Source organism: Providencia sp. NPDC089933, from assembly GCF_049545585.1.
Classification (GTDB): Bacteria; Pseudomonadota; Gammaproteobacteria; order Enterobacterales; family Enterobacteriaceae; genus Providencia; species Providencia huashanensis.
This window is the reverse complement of the sequence record NZ_JBMWDT010000005.1, coordinates 110,718-133,184: the sequence shown is the minus strand read 5'-3', so window position 1 is coordinate 133,184 and position 22,467 is coordinate 110,718. Positions and strand designations below refer to the sequence as shown.

Annotated in this window: 18 protein-coding genes; 8 read left to right on the top strand and 10 right to left on the bottom strand. The window is 41.3% G+C overall.

The genetic code is table 11. The features are described from left to right. The first annotated feature begins 86 nt into the window (after window positions 1-86). The 4 genes from ACPEH5_RS09285 (at window position 87) to fabY (ending at window position 3,233) form a co-directional block, all read left to right on the top strand. Complete coding sequence (locus ACPEH5_RS09285; protein WP_071547616.1) at window positions 87-1,013, top strand: LysR family transcriptional regulator; 927 nt, start codon at window positions 87-89, stop codon at window positions 1,011-1,013. Window positions 1,014-1,178: 165 nt separating this feature from the next. Beyond that, window positions 1,179-1,793 (top strand): glucose-1-phosphatase, encoded by a 615-nt coding sequence (gene yihX, locus ACPEH5_RS09280; RefSeq protein ID WP_042847693.1) that lies wholly within the window; start codon window positions 1,179-1,181, stop codon window positions 1,791-1,793. Window positions 1,794-1,857: 64 nt separating this feature from the next. Then, the gene (dtd, locus tag ACPEH5_RS09275) at window positions 1,858-2,295 is read left to right on the top strand and encodes a D-aminoacyl-tRNA deacylase (RefSeq protein WP_042847691.1); all 438 of its coding nucleotides are present in this window, start codon (window positions 1,858-1,860) and stop codon (window positions 2,293-2,295) included. Window positions 2,296-2,318: 23 nt separating this feature from the next. Then, window positions 2,319-3,233, top strand: a complete 915-nt coding sequence (fabY, locus tag ACPEH5_RS09270; protein ID WP_042847688.1) for a fatty acid biosynthesis protein FabY — start codon at window positions 2,319-2,321, stop codon at window positions 3,231-3,233. 76 nt (window positions 3,234-3,309) lie between these two features. Here the strand turns inward: fabY and ACPEH5_RS09265 are convergent, their stop codons facing one another. Both ACPEH5_RS09265 and ACPEH5_RS09260 read right to left on the bottom strand, forming a co-directional pair. Further along, window positions 3,310-5,070: an AsmA family protein gene (locus ACPEH5_RS09265; protein ID WP_166686795.1), complete on the bottom strand. Its 1,761-nt coding sequence runs from the start codon at window positions 5,068-5,070 to the stop codon at window positions 3,310-3,312. 125 nt (window positions 5,071-5,195) lie between these two features. Further along, entirely contained in the window at window positions 5,196-6,584 is a 1,389-nt protein-coding gene (locus ACPEH5_RS09260) for a uracil-xanthine permease family protein (RefSeq protein ID WP_042847810.1), read from the bottom strand. A gap of 235 nt (window positions 6,585-6,819) precedes the next feature. Here ACPEH5_RS09260 and gltS point away from each other — a divergent pair, with 235 nt between their 5' ends. Beyond that, window positions 6,820-8,034 (top strand): sodium/glutamate symporter, encoded by a 1,215-nt coding sequence (gltS, locus tag ACPEH5_RS09255; RefSeq protein WP_042847684.1) that lies wholly within the window; start codon window positions 6,820-6,822, stop codon window positions 8,032-8,034. 107 nt (window positions 8,035-8,141) lie between these two features. Here gltS and recG read toward each other — a convergent pair whose 3' ends face one another. Genes recG through gmk form a run of 5 tightly spaced genes read right to left on the bottom strand, consistent with a single transcriptional unit; the run spans window position 8,142 to window position 14,050 of the window. Further along, window positions 8,142-10,223, bottom strand: a complete 2,082-nt coding sequence (gene recG, locus ACPEH5_RS09250) for an ATP-dependent DNA helicase RecG (RefSeq protein WP_042847683.1) — start codon at window positions 10,221-10,223, stop codon at window positions 8,142-8,144. Between the two features lie 15 nt (window positions 10,224-10,238). Further along, window positions 10,239-10,952, bottom strand: a complete 714-nt coding sequence (trmH, locus tag ACPEH5_RS09245; protein ID WP_042847682.1) for a tRNA (guanosine(18)-2'-O)-methyltransferase TrmH — start codon at window positions 10,950-10,952, stop codon at window positions 10,239-10,241. Between the two features lie 5 nt (window positions 10,953-10,957). Next, window positions 10,958-13,075 (bottom strand): bifunctional GTP diphosphokinase/guanosine-3',5'-bis pyrophosphate 3'-pyrophosphohydrolase, encoded by a 2,118-nt coding sequence (gene spoT / locus ACPEH5_RS09240; RefSeq protein WP_129466948.1) that lies wholly within the window; start codon window positions 13,073-13,075, stop codon window positions 10,958-10,960. A gap of 19 nt (window positions 13,076-13,094) precedes the next feature. Continuing rightward, window positions 13,095-13,370, bottom strand: a complete 276-nt coding sequence (gene rpoZ / locus ACPEH5_RS09235; RefSeq protein ID WP_004262665.1) for a DNA-directed RNA polymerase subunit omega — start codon at window positions 13,368-13,370, stop codon at window positions 13,095-13,097. Between the two features lie 56 nt (window positions 13,371-13,426). Then, on the bottom strand, window positions 13,427-14,050 hold the full coding sequence (gmk, locus tag ACPEH5_RS09230; protein ID WP_042847679.1) for a guanylate kinase: 624 nt from the start codon (window positions 14,048-14,050) through the stop codon (window positions 13,427-13,429). 315 nt (window positions 14,051-14,365) lie between these two features. On the opposite strand from gmk, the gene ligB reads away from it, so the two are divergent. Continuing rightward, window positions 14,366-16,075: an NAD-dependent DNA ligase LigB gene (ligB, locus tag ACPEH5_RS09225; protein ID WP_166686796.1), complete on the top strand. Its 1,710-nt coding sequence runs from the start codon at window positions 14,366-14,368 to the stop codon at window positions 16,073-16,075. Between the two features lie 111 nt (window positions 16,076-16,186). On the opposite strand, the gene ACPEH5_RS09220 is transcribed toward ligB, so the two are convergent. Next, window positions 16,187-16,801, bottom strand: coding sequence for a trimeric intracellular cation channel family protein (locus ACPEH5_RS09220; RefSeq protein WP_042847674.1), 615 nt, complete (start codon window positions 16,799-16,801; stop codon window positions 16,187-16,189). Between the two features lie 122 nt (window positions 16,802-16,923). On the opposite strand from ACPEH5_RS09220, the gene ACPEH5_RS09215 reads away from it, so the two are divergent. Then, the gene (locus ACPEH5_RS09215; protein WP_281110815.1) at window positions 16,924-18,252 is read left to right on the top strand and encodes a DUF3748 domain-containing protein; all 1,329 of its coding nucleotides are present in this window, start codon (window positions 16,924-16,926) and stop codon (window positions 18,250-18,252) included. Between the two features lie 318 nt (window positions 18,253-18,570). Here the strand turns inward: ACPEH5_RS09215 and ACPEH5_RS09210 are convergent, their stop codons facing one another. Then, the gene (locus ACPEH5_RS09210; protein ID WP_281110814.1) at window positions 18,571-18,873 is read right to left on the bottom strand and encodes a YceK/YidQ family lipoprotein; all 303 of its coding nucleotides are present in this window, start codon (window positions 18,871-18,873) and stop codon (window positions 18,571-18,573) included. A 387-nt stretch (window positions 18,874-19,260) separates the two neighbouring features. Between ACPEH5_RS09210 and ACPEH5_RS09205 the strand changes: the two genes are divergently transcribed. Next, window positions 19,261-20,919: a putative transporter gene (locus tag ACPEH5_RS09205; RefSeq protein ID WP_042847668.1), complete on the top strand. Its 1,659-nt coding sequence runs from the start codon at window positions 19,261-19,263 to the stop codon at window positions 20,917-20,919. A 265-nt stretch (window positions 20,920-21,184) separates the two neighbouring features. On the opposite strand, the gene ACPEH5_RS09200 is transcribed toward ACPEH5_RS09205, so the two are convergent. Further along, window positions 21,185-22,441 (bottom strand): valine--pyruvate transaminase, encoded by a 1,257-nt coding sequence (locus ACPEH5_RS09200; RefSeq protein WP_042847666.1) that lies wholly within the window; start codon window positions 22,439-22,441, stop codon window positions 21,185-21,187. Between the last annotated feature and the right edge of the window lie 26 nt (window positions 22,442-22,467).

Sequence of the window (22,467 nt, the reverse complement as noted above, 5' to 3'; positions counted from 1 at the left end):
TGTTTTTAGACTTTACACAATCAAATCAGAGCAAAAAAGATACAATTATCTTTCGCTATATAACTAAAAGTTATCGGGGTAAACACATGGCTCCAGCAATAAAATTGAATCAGCTTAGGGCATTTGTAGAGGTAAGCCGTCATGGCAGCATTCGAGCCGCTAGCCGTTTTTTACAACTCTCCCAACCGGCACTAACGAAATCGATTCGTGAATTAGAAAGTACGTTAGGGGCAAAGTTATTTATTCGCAGCAACCAAGGGATTTACTTAACAGAATGCGGTGAGGGTTTTTTAAGGCGTGCGAGCTTAATTCTTGAAGAGTTAAGGGTTGGGCAGGAGGAAATCTCCCAACGGATTGGTTTGATTGGCGGGACTGTCAATATTGGTGTGGCAGGGAGTATCGCTCGTTCTTTGATGCCTAAAGTCGTCACACAATTTCACCGCGATTTCCCCAATATTAAATTGCGTATCATGGAAGGGCAGCTACTAACCATGTTAACTCAGCTAAGGCAAGGAGAGCTGGATTTTACGATTAATACATATTACCCAGGCAGTTTAGACGCAGAATTTAATTTTGAGCGGCTGATGCAAAAAGAGTACAAGGTGATTATGCGTAAAGACCATCCTTTACGGCATGCGAAATCTTTGAGTGAGTTGGTTGATTGTGATTGGACGATGCCAACTCCCAAGGGGACGTATTATAAGCAACTTGCTGACGTTTTTTCGTTGATGGAGCGTCCCATGGTCTTTAGCGTAACTTGCGAAACGTTAATTGGCTGCTTAAGTTTAGTTGCTCAAAGCGATTTTCTAACCATTGTTTCTGTGGATACGATCGACGAGCCGTTATTCGAACAAAGGTATATCGCTTTAGATTTAAAAGAACAATTACCCTATGCCACCTTTGCTTTGGTTCAACGAAGAGATGCCACATTGACACCCGCAGGGGAGCACCTAGCCCGATTATTTCGTATTTATTGCCGTAATAATGATGATGGGAATAAGGTAGGCAGATAATATTTTTGCATTTATCTATTAAAGGAATGGTTAAGTAAGGCGGTTTCCTGAGTCAGTGGTTCACCAATATTTTGACAAAATAACGTGAAATATCACCAATTAGGGCTGTTCAGTTGCATGAATAATGATTAAAGTAAATTTAGTGAATAACAATGAGGAAAATTTATGCTGTATATCTTCGATATGGGTAATGTGATTATTGATATCGACTTTAATCGTGTGTTTGATAAATGGGCTGAGCTTAGTGGTACACCAAGTGAAGAAATCAAATCGCGGTTTTCTTTTGGTAATATCTTTCAATTGCATGAATGTGGCAAAATTTCAGATATCGAGTTCGCAGAGCTTCTGTGTGAAGAAATGGGCATTACACTGAGCTTTGAAGATTTTGCTGAAGGCTGGCATGCTATTTTTATTTCGTTAAGAGCTGAAGTGATTGATATCATGGAGCGCTTGCGCGAACAAGGGCACCGTGTTGTCGTCTTATCAAATACGAATCGCCTACATTTAGACTATTGGCCAGAACACTACCCAGAAATTGCAGCTAGCTCTGATTTCCTTTACCTATCCCAAGATTTAGGCATGCGTAAGCCTGACCCGGAAATTTATGAATATGTTCTGCAATCTGAAGAATTTGATGCTGCAGATGCTATTTTCTTTGATGATGTTGAGGAAAATGTAAAAGCCGCGGAAGCACTTGGCATTCGCAGTATCCATGTTACCAGTAAAGACACCATTCCCGAATATTTCCGGACTTACGATTTTAGTGCCGAAGTTAAGTAACTTACTGGTTTTTATAATGGAGTAACTGTAAAACGTTGCTCCATCTTTTTGTTATAGAGTAAACATGATTGCATTAATTCAGAGAGTCACTCACGCGAGTGTCGTTGTTGATGAAACCGCCGTAGGGCAAATTGATTCAGGTCTACTGGTTTTGCTTGGTGTCGAAAAAGACGATGATGAGCAAAAGGCAAAGCGTTTATGTGAAAAGGTGCTGGGCTACCGTATTTTTAGTGACGAACAAGGAAAAATGAACTTAAACGTCCAACAAGCTGGCGGTAGTTTACTGGTTGTTTCGCAATTTACTTTAGCCGCAGATACCAAAAAGGGTATGAGACCCAGCTTTTCTGGTGGGGCAGAGCCAGAGCGTGCAGACCGCTTGTATCAATACTTTGTTGAGCAAAGCCGCCAACAAGGCATTAATACGCAAACAGGCCAGTTTGCTGCAGATATGCAAGTCAATTTAACTAATGATGGACCGGTCACCTTCTGGCTACAGGTGTGAATCAACTTTTTAAGGGGGAAACGATGTACCATCTACGTACGCCGAAAGATGAACTTGAGTTTGCAACTTACTACCATTTTCGTTGGGAAATGTTGAGAAAACCTTTTAATCAACCCCTAGGTTCAGAGAAAGATGGCTATGATGCCACTGCACATCATCAAATGGTTGTTGATGATAAAAACCGTATTCTTGCGATCGGCCGCTTATATATTAATGCAGATAACGAAGGTGCGATCCGTTTTTTAGCCGTCAACCCAGTAATGCAAGGTAAAGGGCTGGGGAAGCTGATTATCATGGCACTTGAGTCTGTTGCACGCCAAGAAGGGGTGAAGCGGATTGTATCCAGTGTGCGTGAAGAAGCGGTTCCTTTTTTCGATAAAATGGGGTTTGCAAATCGCGGGATAGTCGCAGGGCAGTTAAAAACACCAGTTCGTCATTATTTGATGATTAAACCGATTGAAACCTTAGATCAAATTTTACACCGTCCAGATTGGTGCGGTGAATTGCAACAAGCTTGGTATAAATACATACCATTGAGCGAGAAAATGGGAGTACGGATAGAGCAGTACACAGGGACTCGCTTTATAACAACCATGCCCGAAGCGGGCAATCAAAATCCCCATGAAACTATTTTCGCAGGCAGCCAATTTTCGTTAGCAACATTAACGGGTTGGGGGTTAATTTGGTTATTGATGCAGGAACACCAGTTAGGCGGTGAGATTGTGTTAGTGGATGCGAATATCCGCTACGGTAAGCCTGTCAGTGGTAGGCCAACCGCCACTGCTGATTTAGCAAATATGAGTGGTGACCTTGACCGATTAGCTCGTGGCAGCCGAGCCCGAGTGAAACTTAAGGTCGAGGTAAGTAATACTGATAACCAAGTGGGTGCTGTTTTTAGTGGGACTTATATGGTATTACCCATTGAAACAACAAAATAAAGTATATTTTTGATTATTAAATAACAGAGGCAGGTAATTTATATAATTAGCGTTACCTGCCTTAGTTTTGTGTTTATTATGGCGTACCTAGTACAGGGACCTCTTCTTGAAGTATTGCTCCTTCCATTGGCGGTTGTTCTGCTTCGGTTTCAACTGAAGAAGTCACTACCCCGTTAACAACGGTTCTGAACATACGTTTACCTTGTAACGGAACGGCCATTAGCTCCCCGTTTAGGCTTTTTGAGAGAGACGGTGCGAGTAAATCGCCTTGTAGAGTCGCATCAAAATCACCAATAACCTGTGCTGGGAAACCAGACCAGCCCCACTGATTTAAATCAGTTAAATCAATATTAGAACCGGATGCACGTAACAGGAATGGCACTTTATTTGGCGTTTGCTTAACCAGCAAACCGATTTTGCTGATACCTTTATCAGTACTGACCGTTAAACTTGCAGCGGCTGAAGATTTGCCACTTTGACGAACTTCTAAGAATGGACGTCGAACTGGAACTTGGTTAATTGTGCCGCTATCTGCATTAAACGTCGCTTTACCGCTCCAAACTCCCCATTGTTTTTGTTTGACCAAATCAACGTTTTCAATGTTGGCACTTAACGCTGTAAACTCGAAAGGGAACTCGGGTTGGATATTCATTAACAGAGACTGAGATAAGCTAAATTTCTTGATGGATAACCCAGATAACCATGCAGGAGCTGGCTCTGCCAAGAAGGATAGCCATGTTTCAGGTAATGTGTACAAAATACCCGCTAGCTTGCCTTCATTGATGGTCAGTACTTGGTCATTACGTTGCCAAGTGCCGTTTAGGTTGAATACCCCTTTATTGTAGTAACCAGATAGCTTATCGATATTAAGGGCATCGCCATCAATATTTAATTCGCCAATCAGTGTGCTGAGTTGTTGGTTTTTCACAACCAGTTGCTCAACATTGAAACTGATTTTACTTTTAGGGCTAGACCAACTTCCCCGAACGAGGTCAAGGTGGTCGATTTCAGTACTCAGCCCTGAAAGAGCCCAATCTTTACCTTGAATATCAATATTGGCTAATTCAAGGTTTTTGATTTTTATGGTTCTATCACTTTTAATCGCAGTAAATAATGTATCGAAATCAATACTGTTTTCCCAGCCCACTTTATTCATGATGAGAGAACCGATTGTGATTGAACCATCAGCAAATAGTTTACCTTCCCCTGAGACATAGCCATTATTTAGGTAGGCACTTGCTTTGCTAATTTCAGTGGCTTGCGTTTGCCGTTTCCCTGTCACTGCGACATTTTTTAACGACAGTTTATTCATTTTTAATTGGTTGGCTGTAAAACGAAAATCACCATAGCCAAAAGGGGAGTTAACTGTTGGTTGCCAAGGTGTTATTCCCCCAGTGAACCCATCAACCTGAATATCATCATCACCTTGTTTTAGCAGAATTTTACTGTTCTCGAATTGCAAGATATCCGCAGTGATAGGTAAGAGCATTTCCCCTTGTGTGATGGCAGCTGACAAGTCACCTTGTGTAATAACAAAACGCCGAATAGCATTTCCACTGAATAAATTACGCCAGTTGATATCGACGACAATTTGCCGTGCATCCAAGACGAGGTTTTTGTCTTCTGAAGCTAACTTAACATCTTGAAAGATAAATTCCCCAGGGTTGGAAAACTCATGCCCCATGACCCCGACATTAATATCATAACGGGTAAATTGACTTAAAAATTGGCTGGAATAGGAGGCTCCTAGACGCGTCTGTAAGCCAATATAGGCAAAAATAAATAGAAGTAATAGTAGCAAAAGTGCATAGGTAACAAATTTGATTAACCATTTCACGGCTTGCTACTCCTTCATCATGTGGGTGGATAACAAGATAGAGACTTGTTTAATATCGCGGCAGTTTAAGGATAGCATACAGAAGAACCGCCAGAATATTCAACTCTGACGGTTAAAATGAAAGCTTATTTTTCGAGGGGAAAGACTAAATTCAGAACAATTGCAGTTAAACCACCGGCAGCAATTCCAGAAGAAAATAAGGTTTTTAGCCAGTCGGGCGCAAATTGTAGGATCAGAGGTTGCTGTGAGACCCCCATTCCTACCGCAAGTGAAAGGGCGATTATCATGATTGCTCGACGATTTAATGGCTCTCTAGACACAATACGTACACCCGACGCGGCGATAGTGCCGAACATCACGATGGTCGCGCCACCCAGAACAGGTTCAGGGATTTGCTGTACAAAGCCTGCAACAGCAGGGAATAAACCTAGCAATACGAGCATTAAGGCGACGATATAACCGACGTAGCGGCTAGCGACCCCTGTTAACTGGATCACCCCGTTATTTTGCCCAAAGCAGGAGTTCGGAAAGGTATTAAATACAGCAGAAACCATTGAGTTTAAACCATTAGCGAGCACCCCACCTTTAATACGTTTCATATACAAAGGACCACGAACGGGTTGTTCTGATACATCCGAAGTCGCAGTGATATCACCAATCGTTTCTAAAGAGGTCACCATAAAAATAAGAATAAGTGGGACGAGTAGGTTCCAATCAAATGATAACCCATAATAAAACGGTTCTGGTACGGTAATTATCGCTTGGTTAGCTTCTGCTGGTTGCGCAGTTGGCAACATGTCCATCCACCAAGCAACAATATAGCCGACAGCCATGGCAATGACGAGTGAAGCAACACGTAAGTACGGGTTTTTCTGGCGATTTAATAAAATAATAACGGCGAGTACCACTCCCGCTAAAATTAAATAATCGGGGGAACCGAAGGTATTGTCGCTAATTGCACCGTAGCCACCACCGATGGATGTTAGGCCAACTTGAATTAACGATAACCCGATGATCATGACCACAACACCAGACACTAACGGTGTGATGACGCGGCGAGCTAAATGTAAGAAGCGGGAAAGAATCACTTCAGTTAGTGCGGCAACGAGTAAAGTACCAAATAGTGCTGCCATCATTGAGGGAATATCTGCCCCACCTTGCTTTAGTGCGACTCCGCCCATGATTAAAGGTGCAACAAAGTTAAAACTGGTGCCTTGAATAGAAAGTAAACCTGAACCAATAGGGCCCCATGCTCTAATTTGAATTAAAGAAGCAATCCCTGAAGCGAATAAGGACATACTAATAATACGTTGGGTGTCGTGAGCTGGTAGCCCAAGCGCTTGGCAAATTAACATTGCTGGCGTGATAACAGCTACAAACATAGCCAGAAGGTGTTGCCCCGCGGCAAACAGAGCCTGTGGTAGCGGTGGTTTGTCTTCTAATTTATAGATAAGCTCACTTTGTGTTTGTATGGTTGCTTCTGTAGTTTGTTTTTCAGACGTTGCAGTATTCATTGCCTTCATTTCCCCCACCAAAAAACGCATTGTAATGCGGCGAAATTAAAAAGCAATCGTTTGCGCAGAAAAAGTTTTATACGATAGTTAAATAACGCTGTCACATTTTTATATCTTTTAACTTGTATTTATAACAGTTTTTTTTTCTAATCCTATAACCTGCTTTTGGCGTTTTAAGGAAGATATTAACGTCTTATTGGTTTTTAATAATTTTAACAACAGACGAGGTACGTAAATGTATCATCTCGATGTCTACGGTACGCTAGTAGCTGCTACCTTAGTATTATTGCTTGGGCGTAAACTGGTAAAATCAGTTCCCTTTCTTGAAAAATACACTATCCCAGAGCCCGTTGCGGGCGGGTTGTTAGTCGCTTTTAGTCTTTTATTGCTGAAGCAATTATTTGACTGGAGCCTTTCTTTTGACTTATCACTGCAAGAACCAATGATGCTGGCATTTTTTGCCACAATCGGCCTAAATGCTAACTTAGCGAGTTTGAAGGCAGGTGGTAAGGCATTGTTTATTTTCATTTTTGTTGTTGTAGGGTTACTGCTTGTTCAAAACACGGTGGGTATTGCTCTTGCTGAGTTACTTGGCCTAGACCCATTAATGGGGCTGTTAGCGGGTTCTGTAACTTTATCCGGTGGTCATGGTACTGGTGCGGCATGGGGTAAAATTTTTACCGAGAGTTACGGTTTCCAGAGTGCAACAGAAGTTGCTATGGCTTGTGCAACGTTTGGTTTGGTTCTGGGTGGGTTAATCGGTGGGCCTGTTGCTCGCTTCTTAACTCGAAATATCCCAACGCCGGGAAATACTGACGATGATAAAGACGTTCCTAGCGCATTTGAAAAACCGCAATCAGGGCGAATGATCACTTCAATGGTTTTAATTGAAACTATTGCATTAATTGCTATCTGTTTGCTGGTGGGAAGCTATATTGCAGGTTTATTAGCGGACACAGTGTTCGCGTTACCGAAATTTGTGTGTGTGCTGTTTGTCGGTGTGATTTTAAGTAATAGCTTATCATTGCTGGGTTTTTACCGTGTATTTGATCGCGCGGTTTCCGTCATGGGGAACGTCAGCCTTTCATTATTCTTAGCAATGGCATTAATGAGCTTAAAATTATGGGAATTAGCATCATTGGCAATTCCGATGATAGTTATTTTGGCTGTTCAAGCTTGTGTTATGGCAGGGTATGCGATTTTTGTCACCTTCCGAGTGATGGGCAAAAATTATGATGCTGCTATTTTAGCTGCGGGTCATTGTGGCTTCGGTCTTGGTGCGACACCGACTGCAATTGCAAATATGCAGGCGGTAACAGATAGGCTAGGCCCATCTCACCTAGCATTCTTAGTCGTGCCAATGGTTGGAGCATTCTTTATTGATATCGTTAATGCAATCGTGATTAAACTGTATCTATTGCTACCGATATTTCCAACGATTGCTGGATAACATAGATTAAATAATAATAAGTAAAGCAGGTATTGCCGTGAAATTTTTCACGGCAATTTTCGTTTTAAGATATGAATAAACAATAATGATAGGTTGCTATGTAATAATTAAGCGTGGCTATATTGTTCCCGCTCTGGTAACCAGCGATCAATAATTTGCTGCGCGTTTTCAGGGTAGTGTTGCTGAATATGACGAGCAATGCGTTGCACTTCTGGCAACATATATTGGTCGCGTAATAAATCAGCGACTTTAAAATCGGCATTACCCGTTTGCTTCGCCCCTAATAGCTCCCCAGGCCCGCGAATTTCAAGGTCTTTTTGGGCGATCACAAAACCATCATTGCTGTCTCGTAAGACTTGCAACCTTTGCTTTGCGGTGTGAGTTAACGGTGTTTTATAGAGTAATACACAGTGGGAGGCGATAGCCCCTCGCCCTACACGCCCTCTTAATTGATGCAGTTGTGCGAGGCCTAAACGTTCAGGGTTGTCGATTATCATTAAACTGGCATTAGGCACGTCTACACCGACCTCAATAACCGTGGTCGCAACAAGTAGCTGAATTTCATTATTTTTAAAAGCAGCCATGATGCTTTGTTTTTCTGCGGGTTTCATACGACCGTGTACCAAACCCACTTTCAATTCAGGCAATGCTAGGGCTAATTCTTCACTTGTTACCTGAGCGGCCTGAGCTTCTAATAACTCCGAATCTTCAATCAAAGTGCATACCCAATAGGCTTGGCGGCCTTCTTCGATACAAGCTTGGCGAACTCGTTCGATAATATCATTACGCCGTGTATCCGGTATTGCAACCGTAGTTACAGGTGTTCGACCCGGTGGAAGTTCATCAATAATTGATGTATCTAAGTCTGCATAGGCGGTCATTGCTAGCGTGCGTGGAATGGGCGTTGCGGTCATAATTAATTGATGGGGGTGGAAGCCTTGTTTTTCGCCTTTTTCACGCAGAGCGAGCCGCTGATGAACCCCAAAGCGGTGTTGTTCATCAATAATTACCAGCCCTAAAGCTTTAAAGCTGACTTGTTCTTGGAAAATAGCATGCGTCCCAACAACCATTGCCACTTCACCATTGGCTATCGCTTCTTGTTGCTGTTGGCGTGCTTTACCTTTTTGCTTCCCAGCGAGCCAGCCAACTTTGATACCTAAAGGTTCGAACCATTGCTTAAATGTATTAGCATGTTGCTCCGCTAAAATTTCGGTAGGTGCCATTAAGGCAACTTGTTTGCCATTCTCGATAGCACAGAGAGCCGCTAAGGCCGCGACAAGGGTTTTCCCTGACCCGACATCACCTTGAATTAAGCGCATCATAGGCGCGTTTTTAGCAAGGTCTGCTTCGATTTCACTGACAACTCGATTTTGAGCCTTGGTGGGTGAAAAAGGAAGTTGGGCTAAGAGTTGTGTTTTTAGCTTACCATTATTGATTAATGGCTCTGCATACAGACGCTCATTACCTGCACGGATCGCTAACATACTTAGGTGGTGAGCGAGTAGCTCTTCAAGCACTAAACGTTTTTGGGCTGGGTGATGACCTTTTTCCAGTTCACTCAACGCGACGTTTGGTGGAGGGGTGTGCAACAGGCGTATTGCATCTGGTAAGCTAATCATCCCCCGGCTAAGTTCTTCAGGAAGTAGTTCTTTAATTTTCCCATTACTAAGCAGAGCAAGAGCTTGATCGATGACTTTGCGTAATGTGGCTTGGCGTACCCCTTCTGTTGTGGGGTAAACCGGTGTTAAATTTTCTTGTAAAGTAACATTATCGGCATCTTGAGAAACTTTATATTCAGGGTGAATAATTTCTGGGCCTGTATTTCCTCGACGTACTTCACCATAAGCTGTAACCCGACGCCCTTCGGCTAAGTTGTTTTTCATCGCCGCAGAAAAATTGAAAAAACGTAAGGTGAGGTTGCCGGTTCCATCTGTTATCAGGCAAGTCATCATCCTTCGTCGTCCAAAGACAACTTTTGTTTGTAACACCTCGCCAGTAATAGTTGCTGTAGTTCCAGGTAAAAGATCTTTGATTTGGTAAAGGCGGGTATGGTCTTCGTAGCGAAGAGGAAAATGGAGGAGCAGATCTTGAACGGTGTTCAAACCGATTTTACGCATCTTTTCTGACTGGCTTGCACCAATTCCATGCAATGAGGTCAGAGAAATGGTATCAAGTAGCCCATTATTCATATTATGTCCTTTTCCTTAACCAAATTGCCGTCTTTTCATTTTTTCAGTTAATTGCATTTGTACCCACCATTCGTCATCAGCTTCAATCTGCCCCTGATCATTAATAAATGGGCGAGGAAGGCCTTTACGTTTAGCAACCTCTGCCAGTACAGGGTAGCCACCTTCAAATAGCCATTCTTGTTGTTCATGTGGCGATAGTAGGCTGTATTCGCGTTCATACATGCCCGCTTGCTGCCGTTGCCTTTGTGCTTCATATAGGATTAATGCACAAGCAACTGAAACGTTTAGAGATTGCACCATGCCTGCCATTGGAATGATGATATGGCTATCCGCTAATGTGAGAGCTTGTTGTGAAATTCCTTTTTTCTCTTGCCCCATCATAATACAAGTTGGACGGGTATAATCAATCTCGCGAAAATCAACCGCATGCTCAGATAAGTTGGTTGCTAGAACTTGCATATTTTGTGATTTTATTTGGGTAATCGCATCTTCAGTTGATTGATGCGAAATGATTTTTACCCAACTATTGCTTCCCGCGGCTGAGGAGACAGAGAGCCTCATCTGTTGGTCGGGCCAAATAGCATGAATTTGATGGACCCCTACGGCGTCAGCGCTACGTACAATAGCGGAAACATTGTGAGGTTTGTGAATTTCTTCAAGACAGAGAGTTAGGTCGGGTTGCCGCATCGCCATCATTTGGCAAATGCGGCGATAGCGGCGTTCATTCATAGTAGTTAATTACGGTTTCGGCTAACACGTAGGACATCTGGCATGATACGAATTTTACGCATGACATTCGCCAATTGAACACGGTTTTTAGTTGTTAGGCGGATAAAGGCACAATACACGCGACCATCTTTTTCTTCAGTATTCATACTTTGAATACTAGAGTTTGCATCATTGATTGCGGCAGTTAAGTTTGCAAGAGCACCTTGGTGGTTGATCATATCCACTTTAATTTCAGCGATGAAATCGGTATTAGTGTCGTTATCCCAGTCGACCGGCATAAATTTATCGGGTTCTTTTTGATAACCGCGTATATTGCGACAAGATTCATGGTGGATAACCAAACCTTTACCGGGACTGATATGTGCGACAATTGGGTCGCCGGGAATAGGGCGGCAACATTTGGCGAAAGTAATTAAAACGCCATCAGCCCCTTTGATTGATAATTTGTTGCGACTTTCTACGACAGGTTGTTCTTCAGGTGTCGTTTGAGCGTTATTTTGTAAATTACGGGCAACGACTACGCTCATTGCATTCCCCAACCCGATTTCTGCCAGTAGGTCATCAATTGAGTGTAGTTTCATGCGTGCCAGTTCAGCATCGATGTTCCCTTGGGGGATATCCGCTAATTTATTTCCGGCTCCTAAAGCGTGATTCAGTAAACGGCGACCTAAGTTGATAGAATCTTCACGTTTTAAATTCTTTAATAATTGGCGTATTTTGGCGCGAGCCTTCGAACTCACGACAAAATTAAGCCAAGCTGCATTTGGCCGCGCACCAGGAGCAGTAATGATTTCGACAGTTTGACCACTAGTGAGTGACTGTGATAGAGGATAAGGCTGGCGGTCAACACGGGCGCCTACGCAGGCATGGCCAATATCAGTATGCACGGCATACGCAAAGTCAACAGGCGTTGCTCCGGTCGGTAATTCAACAATTCGCCCTTCCGGTGTAAAAACGTAAATTTCATCAGGGAATAAGTCTGATTTAACGCTTTCAATAAACTCAAATGAACTGCCCGCACTTTGTTGTAATTCAAGCAAACTTTGCATCCAGCGCTGTGCTCTAACTTGCGCTGTAGTGCCTTGTTCACCTTGTTCTTTATAAGCCCAGTGTGCAGCAACCCCCATTTCAGCCATTTGGTCCATGTCTTCAGTACGAATTTGTACTTCAACAGGTACCCCGTGAGGCCCAATTAGAGAGGTATGTAGCGATTGATAGCCGTTAGCTTTAGGAATAGCAATATAGTCCTTTATACGCCCCGGACGTGGCTTATATAGACTATGCATTTGGCCTAACACGCGGTAGCAAGTATCCACATCTTTGACAATAACCCTGAAAGCATAGATATCCATGATGGAATGGAAACGCTGCTCTTTTTGGTGCATTTTACGATAGATGGAATAAAGGTGCTTTTCCCGCCCACTGACTCGGCAAGGTACACCAGCTTCGGTTAGGCGGCCGTCAATTTCAGAGAGGATTTTTTGGATCATCTCTTTACGGTTACCTCTAGCCGCTTTTACCACTTCTTTGATTACGCGGTAACGGTTAGGATATAACGCTTCAAAACCGAGTTCTTCGAGCTCTGTTTTTATATGATGTATACCCAATCTATGAGCTAAAGGGCTATAGATTTCAAGGGTTTCACGAGCAATGCGACGGCGTTTATCAGGCCTTAAAGACCCTAAGGTGCGCATATTGTGAGTGCGGTCTGCCAGTTTGATCAAAATGACCCGGATGTCTTTTACCATCGCCATGATCATTTTGCGGAAGTTTTCTGCTTGAGCTTCTTTTTTGTCGCGAAAGTTAAGCTTGTCTAGTTTGGATACCCCTTCGACCAAACCGGCCACCGTGGTACCAAACAGCTCTTCTATATCTTGGAATGTCGCTGGAGTATCTTCAATCACATCATGAAGTAGCGCTGCCATAAGTGTTTCATGATCCAGCCGCATTTCAGCAAGAATACAAGCAACAGCAACTGGGTGAGTTATATAAGGCTCACCACTTGAGCGGGTCTGTCCTTCATGGGCATCCCGCGCGACAACATAGGCTTTTCTTAGTAATTCAACTTGTTCTTTAGGGAGATACTTTTGAATGACTAAATTAAGGCTTTCAAACAGATACAAGGCAGACCCACCTTAGTGATTAGCGACGACCTTCAGCGATTGCAGAAACTGCCTGCATTTCAGCCGCTTCTTGCTCTTGCTGCTCTTGGCGCTCACGCACATCTAAAATGTGACCGTTGATTAAGCCTTCTTCTACTTCACGTAACGCGATAACAGTATATTTATCGTTTTCTTCAGGAACTAAAGGGTCTTTTCCGCCCGTTTGTAACTGACGAGCTCTACGTGCTGCGACCAATACGAGGTCAAAACGGTTACCAATTTTCTCTACTGCGTCTTGAACAGTTACGCGTGCCATAAGTGTGCTACTCCAAAGAAATAAAAAAATGACCTGATATGATACTGAAACTATTCTCAGTCTGCTAGTAATTTGCTGATTAAAGCACCATGTCTTTGAACTTGGCGCTCTAATTTCAAACGTTCAGTTCGGATGATAGATTGTAAATCACTTAATGCCGTGTTGAAATCATCATTAACAATAAGGTAATCATACTCGTTGAAATGTTCAATTTCACCTACTGCTTGCGACATCCGTTTTTCAATCACTTCATCGCTGTCTTGCCCACGGCCTCGTAACCTGCGATATAACTCATCTTTTGATGGAGGGAGAATAAAAATACTACGGGCTTCAGGCATTTTTGCCCTAATTTGTTGCGCTCCCTGCCAATCAATATCTAAAAAAACATCGACACCACTATTTAGGACATCTTCGATGATAGGTTTAGACGTTCCATAATAATTACCAAAAACACAAGCATGTTCTAAGAACTCACCTTTTTCGACCATACCTAAAAAATCAGCTTCAGATACAAAGAAATAGTGTTCGCCATGAACTTCCCCAGGACGTGCTGCTCGTGTTGTATGAGAAACAGAAACTTGAGTGTCATACAATGGTTGTGTTTTTAATAAAGCCTGAATGAGACTTGATTTACCCGCACCGCTAGGCGCAGAAACAATATATAACGTGCCTTGTATCATGATGATTTCTTGAATAGTCGAGGATTAAACATAAAAGATGGTGATAAACCCGACATAGTATACACATACTTGCGCTAACATGCAGCGATAACAATAAACCATGAATTTTAGATAAAAATATTTAATTTGCGATCAAGTTGTGAGCCGGTTCCAGAAATTAGTCTTTTACTTATGAAAATCACATTTTTTTTGCGAAGACTTTTGCAAATAACGGCATTTTGATATGAGTGCTACAAAAAATAGCTTCATGCTTAAGGGGGTAGAAAAGAGCTAAATGAAGGCACCGTCATCGGTGGATAACGACAAGGAATGTTTATGTTTTCTATTATCTGTAGGTATATATTGGTTTTAGTTTATAGGCTAAGCAAATTAATTGTTGGGTTAGTGGTTGGTGTAAATGTGGTGCAGGCGGCGAGTAATCATTCAGTTGACGGACTGTGCGAAGCAAAAAACCTCACCTTAATAGCTCAAGAGAGTAATAGGTTAGGGGGACAATTACAGAAGTGGGATCAGGCTTATCAGTTATCAGGTAGTAGCCCAATTAGTGATGAAGCCTATGACCAATTACTCAACCTATGGCGCTCTATGCAGCGGTGTCGCCAGCTTTCAGAAAAACTTCCCCCTGTCCCTCTTCCTGAAAAAGTGTTATTGGCTAAACACCCAATCCCCCATACAGGGTTAAAAAAACTTAATGAACGAGAAGTCTATAACTGGATAAATACACGCAAGGATATTTGGCTTCAACCAAAAATCGATGGTGTAGCAGTCAGCTTGGTTTATGAAAATGGGCAACTTATTTCAATGATAAGTAGAGGTAATAACCTTGAAGGCATAGAGTGGCGAGCAAAAGCGGATTTTATCCCTACAGTACCTAAAAAAATTAAACATCAGGGGACATTAATCCTTCAGGGGGAGCTTTTTTGGCAAATGCATGAACATATTCAAGCAGAATATGGGGGAATGAATGCGAGAAATAAAGTCGCTGGGTGGTTAATGCGAAAAAATTTGCCAACATCCAATGAAAATAATATTGGCATTTTCATTTGGGCGTGGCCATCGGGAAATACTGACCCCAAAACACAGCTGTCATTACTTTCTAAAATCGGCTTCCCACTTGCAGAGCAATATAGCCATAAGATTGAAAGTAAAGCTGACGTTAAGCAATTACGTGAATATTACTATCAAAGTAAATTACCTTTCGTAACCGACGGCATAGTATTAAAAAGTTTCCCTGCCCCAAGCGCACAGGCTTGGCAGGCTAAGCAAAATAGTTGGGCGATAGCGTGGAAATACCCGTTTCGTAGCACGTTGTCAGGTATCGTCGAATTACAGTTCAAAGTAGGTCGAACAGGGCGGGTCAGTGTTGTCGCAGTCATTAGCCCAGTGACGATTGATTCAAAAAAAATTTCTAGGGTAAGTCTAGGGTCGCTGTCTTCATGGAAAAAACGTGATTTGTTAGTCGGAGATAAAGTCCTTGTCTCCCTTTCAGGGTTGGGGACACCGAAAATTGAAGAAGTTGTTTGGCGGCGAGAAGAACGACTTTATCCTGATACCACCAATTTTATACAATTCCACTCATTAACTTGTTTTACTTATACGAGGTCTTGCCTGCAACAGTTCGTTGCGAGGCTCGTTTGGTTAGGTAAGCAATTAAATATGAAAGGGATCAGTGAAGCCACATGGCAGCAGTGGGTCACTCATAATAACCTCACTCAGCTAACAACATGGCTATCAGAGTCATGGCAAAATAGTTTACCTAAAAATAAAAGAAATCAGTTATTAATTGAGCAATTAAGATTGGCCAGTGTCCAACCACTTTCTGCATGGTTAAGGGGGCTAGCGATCCCTTTACCAAAAGAATATATAGGGCGAATTACTGATTTGAAAATGTTGGATAACCAATCTGTGATTAACAAAATGAAATTAACCGCCAATCAAAAGAAAAAACTTAGCAAATGGTTAGCAGAGCCTGAAGTCCAATTGATTCTACAAGTGTTGGCGGGTAGACAAGTAAACTCCCCTTAATTTAGTGTTGTTAATGGGGAGTAAGTAATCACTCAAAAGTTGTTATTCAACATACGGCAGAGCCCCGTCGTTCAGTTCACTTTGGGGCGAGAAGTTTGGTTATAGAGGTAATTAATCTTGGCTTTCATAATTAAAAATGGGAAGCCCAAGGCGATAGCGAATTGCTATTAACCTAGCACTTAAGCCAACAACAAGGGTAATGATAACGACAATATCTTTGGGGAGTGGGGTATGCACCAAACCGATGTAAATCCAAGCAGCGGCAAAAGAGACACCCGCATAGACTTCTTTTTGGAACACTAAAGGTATGGTATTACACAACATGTCTCTTAAAACACCACCAAAAACACCAGTAATCACTGCGGCGATTGCTGCAATGATTGGGCTGTAATTCATATCTAACGCAATTTGAGCGCCAAGTATAGAAAAAACAATAAGCCCGATAGCATCCAAAATTAAAAATAACCGTCTTAAGTGTTTCATCATCGGAGCTATCCAAATTGTTACAATAGCGGCTCCAGCAACAGTCAGAATATACTCTGGGTGTTCGACCCAACCAAGAGGGTAGTGACCAAGTAAAATATCACGGACGGAGCCACCGCCAATCGCAGTGGCAGATGCAATAATGATGACGCCAAAGACGTCCATTTTTCTCCGACCAGCAGCAAGCGCCCCAGTCATGGCTTCGGCGGTGATACCAATGATATAAAGTACACTTAATAACATGATGGTTTTATTCGATGCTAAGGTTATTACTAAAGGGTATTATTACTTTAATAACTTCTCGACTGAGATTTTCTAGTACTCAATAGGGTAGATTAGTTAAAGTAATCCGATAGTGATAGTTAATGATGCCAAAGGATAACAGATTGAATAGCAAATTACCTTATAAAGAAACACGTTTAACCTATGATAATAGATGTCATCAGCTGACTAATATTAATGTATGGACGCCTGATAGCGAATGGTTAGCTTATGATGTCCGTCCAAGCGGGAGCTCTTTTACTGGTTTATCGATAGAAAAAATTCATGTAAATACGTTACAACTGGTTGAGATTTATCGTGCGAGTCACGGGGCTCATGTCGGTGTTGTTACTGTCAGCCCAAATTCACCGGCCAAATATGCCTTTATACACGGCCCTGAATATCCAGATGAGCATTGGCAGTATGACTTTCATCATCGTCGAGGAGTATACGTTCATGATGAACAGCTAAATGTTGCCTATCCTATTGATGCCATGTGTATTACACCTCCTTATTTAGTGGGGGCGTTAAGGGGAGGCACTCATGTACATGTTTTTAGCCCTGATGGAAAATGGCTGAGTTTTACCTATAACGACCATGTAATGCATGAATTAGATGCAAAATTAGACCAACGGAATGTAGCTGTAGCCGTTCCAGCTGGGTCTGTTGAGGTCGCTGTGAAACAGCATTGTAGGGAATATAATGGGGATTATTTCTGTTGCGTAGTAACGCAAACCACATTAGAGCCTGCGCCAAATAGCGATCAAATTAGCCGAGCATATGAAGAGGGGTGGGTCGGGGTTAGAGGGTATCAAAAAAGCAATGGGGAGTGGCAAGAAAGGGCATTAGCATTTATTGGTGATACCCATTCTATAAATGGGGACATTGTGCCAGAGGTTTATCTTGTTGATCTCCCAGCAAAGCCTGAAAAATACACAATAGCAGGGGAGTGCCCCATTCAAGGCACGGAGTCACGGATGCCCTTTCCACCAAAAGGGGTGTCTCAAAGGCGTTTAACCTTTACACATCACAGAAAGTTCCCAGGGCTAGCAAAGCAGCCAAGGCATTGGCTTAGAGCCTCACCGAATGGTCAATCAATCGCCTGTTTGATGGCAGACGACCACGGTAATGCTCAGTTATATTTAGTAGATACACTTACAGGGGGAATATTACAAATTACTCATAGCTTATCTCCAATTCAATCAGCATTTAATTGGGATAGCACTGGTGAGTATATCGCTTTTATCTGGGATAACAGTGTAGTTCGTTGTCATGTTGCATCTGGGGCTATAGAAAGATTAACAGAGAGAACCCAGCAACCTCCAGTAGCAGATGCTGTTGTTTTTTCTCCTAACAATAAACTGATTGCTTTTATGCGTGACCTAGATGGTTTCAGGCAAATTTATATCGTAGAAACAGGGTTATCTTGTTAAATTTTAGTAAGGTATTCACTATTATTATGAATAAAAATGTTCTAGTTAACTTTTTTATTCATAATTTGCTTTATTTTATTCTGTTGTTATTTCTCGTCAAAGTAGGAAGATAACATTTAATTTAGGCTATATAAATAAGCATCTATAGTTTAATTACTTTGACCCAATAAAAAGATAATTCTAATCAAAACTATTATAAAAAATAGGTTGTTAGTTGCCTTTAAGTTTACAAAAATCCCATAAAACTAGTGGGTATATAATTATTTAAATTAAGTCATTACCATTAAAAAACAGGTAACATTAAATAAATTCATTAATTTATTGTTTTTTATCTAATTCTTCCAAGCGCTTTTTGGGGGAATCTTCTTTTGAGTCGTTATTCGACCTAGAATAGTCTAATGGAATTAAAAGGGTATCCATTATGAAAGAAAATGGAAGGTCAATAGCAAGTAGCGGCCTAACAACCCAACCTGTCTCATCATCTTTAATCATTTTAATACTATTTTTAGAACCCGGATAATAGCCTTCTGAAGGGCCGGCATGAGTCATAATACTTGAACAACCACTTAAAATAACAGGTATTATAAGGGTAAGTAACCGTGCTGAAATTAAACTCGACATATGCTAGTTAACCTAAATTGGTTTGTTAGTTCTAACTTGTAGTTATAATAACTAAAAACAAAAAATTCACAATGACAGAGCGATATTATTATCGAATTTAACAAGATATATTTTTTATGTTAATGCATTATTTTTAAGTATTAGCTGAGGTTGTTTATTCTTTGTGTATCTATATAGACTGTGAATAACGTTAAAGAATAAAGGTTTACTATTCTATATTTGTTATCAGATTGAAAACTCAAATAAATAGCCATTTTAATTCATCCTGAACTGTGCTCTATGGCACATATTACTGCTGTGCTATTTGGCATAATCGATTCAGTAGTATGTTTTCTCGCCTATTTAGGTTGAGGTAATGGGTTACTTATCGTCAAAAGGATGCGGTCTATGAGTGAATTAGCTCTTACTGTAAGTTTGTTGGCGTTGGCTGCCGCGCTTGGATTATGGATTGGTAATTGGAAAATCCGTAATGTTGGGTTAGGTATCGGAGGTGTCCTTTTTGGAGGGATCATCGTTGGGCACTTTGCTCAAAGTTATGGTTTACAACTCAATAAAGACATGCTGCATTTTATTCAGGAGTTTGGCTTAATACTTTTTGTATACACGATAGGTATTCAAGTTGGACCCGGTTTTTTCTCTTCGCTTCGAGTTTCGGGCTTGAAGCTTAATGGCTTTGCATTGATGGTCGTTGTATTAGGGGCTGTTGTAACCGCAATTATTTATAAAGTCGCTAATATTCCTTTGCCAATCATATTAGGTATTTTCTCAGGCGCAGTAACCAATACTCCATCTCTGGGGGCAGGGCAGCAAATTTTAACAGATTTAGGCTCAGACCCAAATCTTGTTGACCAAATGGGAATGGGGTATGCCATGGCATATCCTATGGGGATTTGCGGTATTTTATTGGTGATGTGGCTTGTACGAATTATCTTTCGAATTTCAGTGGATAAAGAAGCGTCTGCATTCAATAGCTCTAATTTTCAACAGCGCGATGCCCTACAAACAATGAACATTGCTATTCGTAACGCGAATCTTGATGGTTTGATGATGCAAGATGTTCCATTGCTTGGTAGTGAAGCCATTGTTTGTTCAAGGTTAAAGCGTGGCGATATGCTTGTTGTCCCTCAACCAACAACAGAGATTCACTTGGGTGATTTACTTCATGTTGTTGGTCAGAAAGAAGATTTAAACAAAGTTCGTTTAATTTTGGGTGAAGAAGTCGATGCCTCGTTATCGACATCAAATTCAACTTTACATTCTGTCAGAGTGGTAGTGACCAATGATGCTGTACTAAGTAAACGGCTTAAAGAGCTAAATTTAAAACAAAAATATGATGTTGTGGTTACACGCCTAAATCGTACAGGTATTGATTTGGTGGCAAATAATAATTCAGTTTTACAGTTTGGCGATATTCTAAATATTGTTGGACGGCCTGAATCTATTGAAGCGGTGACTGCTTTATTAGGTAATGCGAAACAAAAGCTTCAACAAGTACAAATGCTTCCAGTCTTTCTTGGTATTGGTCTTGGGGTTGTATTGGGGTCTATTCCCGTTTTTGTACCAGGTTTTCCTGCCGCACTTAAATTAGGTTTAGCTGGTGGGCCGCTGGTTGTCGCATTAATTTTAGGCCGGATAGGGACTATTGGCCGCTTATATTGGTTTATGCCACCGAGCGCTAACCTTGCTTTAAGGGAGCTCGGTATTGTGATGTTTTTAGCTGTGGTGGGGCTAAATTCTGGTGGTGGGTTTATTGATACCTTAATTAAAGGTGATGGGTTAACGTGGATTGGCTATGGTTTGTTGATTACGTTTGTGCCTTTATTTATTACGGGGGTCGTTGCCCGAATTTTTGGCAAAATGAATTATTTAAGCCTTTGTGGGGTATTAGCGGGTTCGATGACTGACCCTCCGGCACTGGCATTTGCAAATGGTATTCACCCGACGAGTGGTGCCCCTGCATTATCTTATGCGACAGTATATCCATTGGCGATGTTTTTAAGGATTATTTCTCCTCAATTACTTGCAATCTTATTTTGGGCAGTTTAGCGTTTTCTTATAAAATAAATATATATTTTTCAATTTGATAGGGTGAGTTAGAAGGGCTGTGATTGATAAGGTACATAAAAAATAATAGTTAGTATCACGATATATAGAGATAAAAAGTACCGTTGTTCAAGCAATCACCAAGTCTAAAACCTGTTTTAATAGTTTTGAATGATATTCGTATTGAAAAATAAATTTGATTTCAATTACGGAGTTCTCGCTAATTTTAGCCCTTTCTATCATTGAAAGGGCTTTTTTTTACTTCAATTTAAGAAGTGACTTCTTGATAAGCTTTTTCTAATTCTTCAGCCAGTATTTTAATGCCTTGTTCAATTTTTGCGGGTTCAGGAACATAGTTCATACGCATACATTGGTGTGCATGTGGCCAATCTTGCTCGATACCAGGAAAAAAGTAGTGGCCGGGAACCATTAAGACCCCCCGTTTTTTCAAGCGTTGGTATAATTCTAAACAATTAATAGGTAAATCTTTAAACCATAGCCACAGGAAAATAGCCCCTTCAGGCTTATGTATTAAGCACTTATCTTCAGGGATATAACGGCGAATGATGTCAATTGCCTCTTCTACACGTTGTTTGTAAAAAGGCCCTATGACATTTTGGGACAGCGATATAAGGTCGTCTTTTTTCAGCATCTCTAAAGCTAGGGCAGGCCCAATCCCACCGGGAGCTAAGCTAATAATGCCATTCATGTTACTGACGGCTTCTATGATTTCTTCATTCGCGATGATAATACCGCAACGAGTCCCCGGTAAACCAAGTTTAGATAAGCTCATACATAGAATGACATTTTCATTCCAAAATGGTGTGGCTTCACTGAATATAATACCTGGAAAAGGAACACCATAAGCATTATCTATTAATAGTGGAATGTTATTTTGCTTAGCTAATTGATCTAAGTGTTCAACTTCTTCATCGGTAATTACATTACCAGTTGGGTTTGTTGGACGAGAAACACAAATAACACCAATATCATCAGTGACTTCTAGTGTATTGAAATCCACACGGTATTTAAATTGACCATTAGGTAGAAATTCAATTTGCGGTTTGTTGGCGACAAATAAATCATCGTCGAGCCCAGAATCCGCATAACCCACATATTCAGGCGCTAAAGGAAATAGAACTTTACGGGTGATACCATCTTCAAAGCGACCAGCTAGCAAGTTAAATAGGTAGAAAAACGCACTTTGGCTACCATTTGATAGAGCGATATTCTTCGCACTAATATTCCAACCTAGTTTTGCTTTTAGTGTTGCAGCAAGCGCTTTCAACATGGCATCTTTGCCTTGAGGACCATCATAATTACATAAAGTGTCCGTCAATTGGCCATTAGCACACATTTCAGTTAACAGATCTTGGAAATACTTGTCCATTTCAGGGATATGAGCTGGGTTCCCTCCCCCTAACATTATGGAGCCGGGGGTTCTTATGCCTTCATTCAAGTCTTTCATTAATAATGAAATACCTGAATTTTGAGCAAATTTATTACCAAATTTAGAGAATATCATCGCATTTATTCACATATGTCTATATA

Coding starts and splice junctions, on each gene's coding strand:
- fabY (WP_042847688.1), top strand. CDS start 2,319: ATGTACCATCTACGTACGCCGAAAGATGAACTTGAGTTTGCAACTTAC.
- ligB (WP_166686796.1), top strand. CDS start 14,366: ATGTTTTCTATTATCTGTAGGTATATATTGGTTTTAGTTTATAGGCTA.
- ACPEH5_RS09200 (WP_042847666.1), bottom strand. CDS start 22,441: ATGATATTCTCTAAATTTGGTAATAAATTTGCTCAAAATTCAGGTATT.
- ACPEH5_RS09260 (WP_042847810.1), bottom strand. CDS start 6,584: ATGAATACTGCAACGTCTGAAAAACAAACTACAGAAGCAACCATACAA.
- ACPEH5_RS09285 (WP_071547616.1), top strand. CDS start 87: ATGGCTCCAGCAATAAAATTGAATCAGCTTAGGGCATTTGTAGAGGTA.
- yihX (WP_042847693.1), top strand. CDS start 1,179: ATGCTGTATATCTTCGATATGGGTAATGTGATTATTGATATCGACTTT.
- ACPEH5_RS09205 (WP_042847668.1), top strand. CDS start 19,261: ATGAGTGAATTAGCTCTTACTGTAAGTTTGTTGGCGTTGGCTGCCGCG.
- gmk (WP_042847679.1), bottom strand. CDS start 14,050: ATGATACAAGGCACGTTATATATTGTTTCTGCGCCTAGCGGTGCGGGT.
- ACPEH5_RS09215 (WP_281110815.1), top strand. CDS start 16,924: ATGATGCCAAAGGATAACAGATTGAATAGCAAATTACCTTATAAAGAA.
- gltS (WP_042847684.1), top strand. CDS start 6,820: ATGTATCATCTCGATGTCTACGGTACGCTAGTAGCTGCTACCTTAGTA.
- ACPEH5_RS09220 (WP_042847674.1), bottom strand. CDS start 16,801: ATGTTATTAAGTGTACTTTATATCATTGGTATCACCGCCGAAGCCATG.
- dtd (WP_042847691.1), top strand. CDS start 1,858: ATGATTGCATTAATTCAGAGAGTCACTCACGCGAGTGTCGTTGTTGAT.
- rpoZ (WP_004262665.1), bottom strand. CDS start 13,370: ATGGCACGCGTAACTGTTCAAGACGCAGTAGAGAAAATTGGTAACCGT.
- ACPEH5_RS09210 (WP_281110814.1), bottom strand. CDS start 18,873: ATGTCGAGTTTAATTTCAGCACGGTTACTTACCCTTATAATACCTGTT.
- recG (WP_042847683.1), bottom strand. CDS start 10,223: ATGAATAATGGGCTACTTGATACCATTTCTCTGACCTCATTGCATGGA.
- trmH (WP_042847682.1), bottom strand. CDS start 10,952: ATGAATGAACGCCGCTATCGCCGCATTTGCCAAATGATGGCGATGCGG.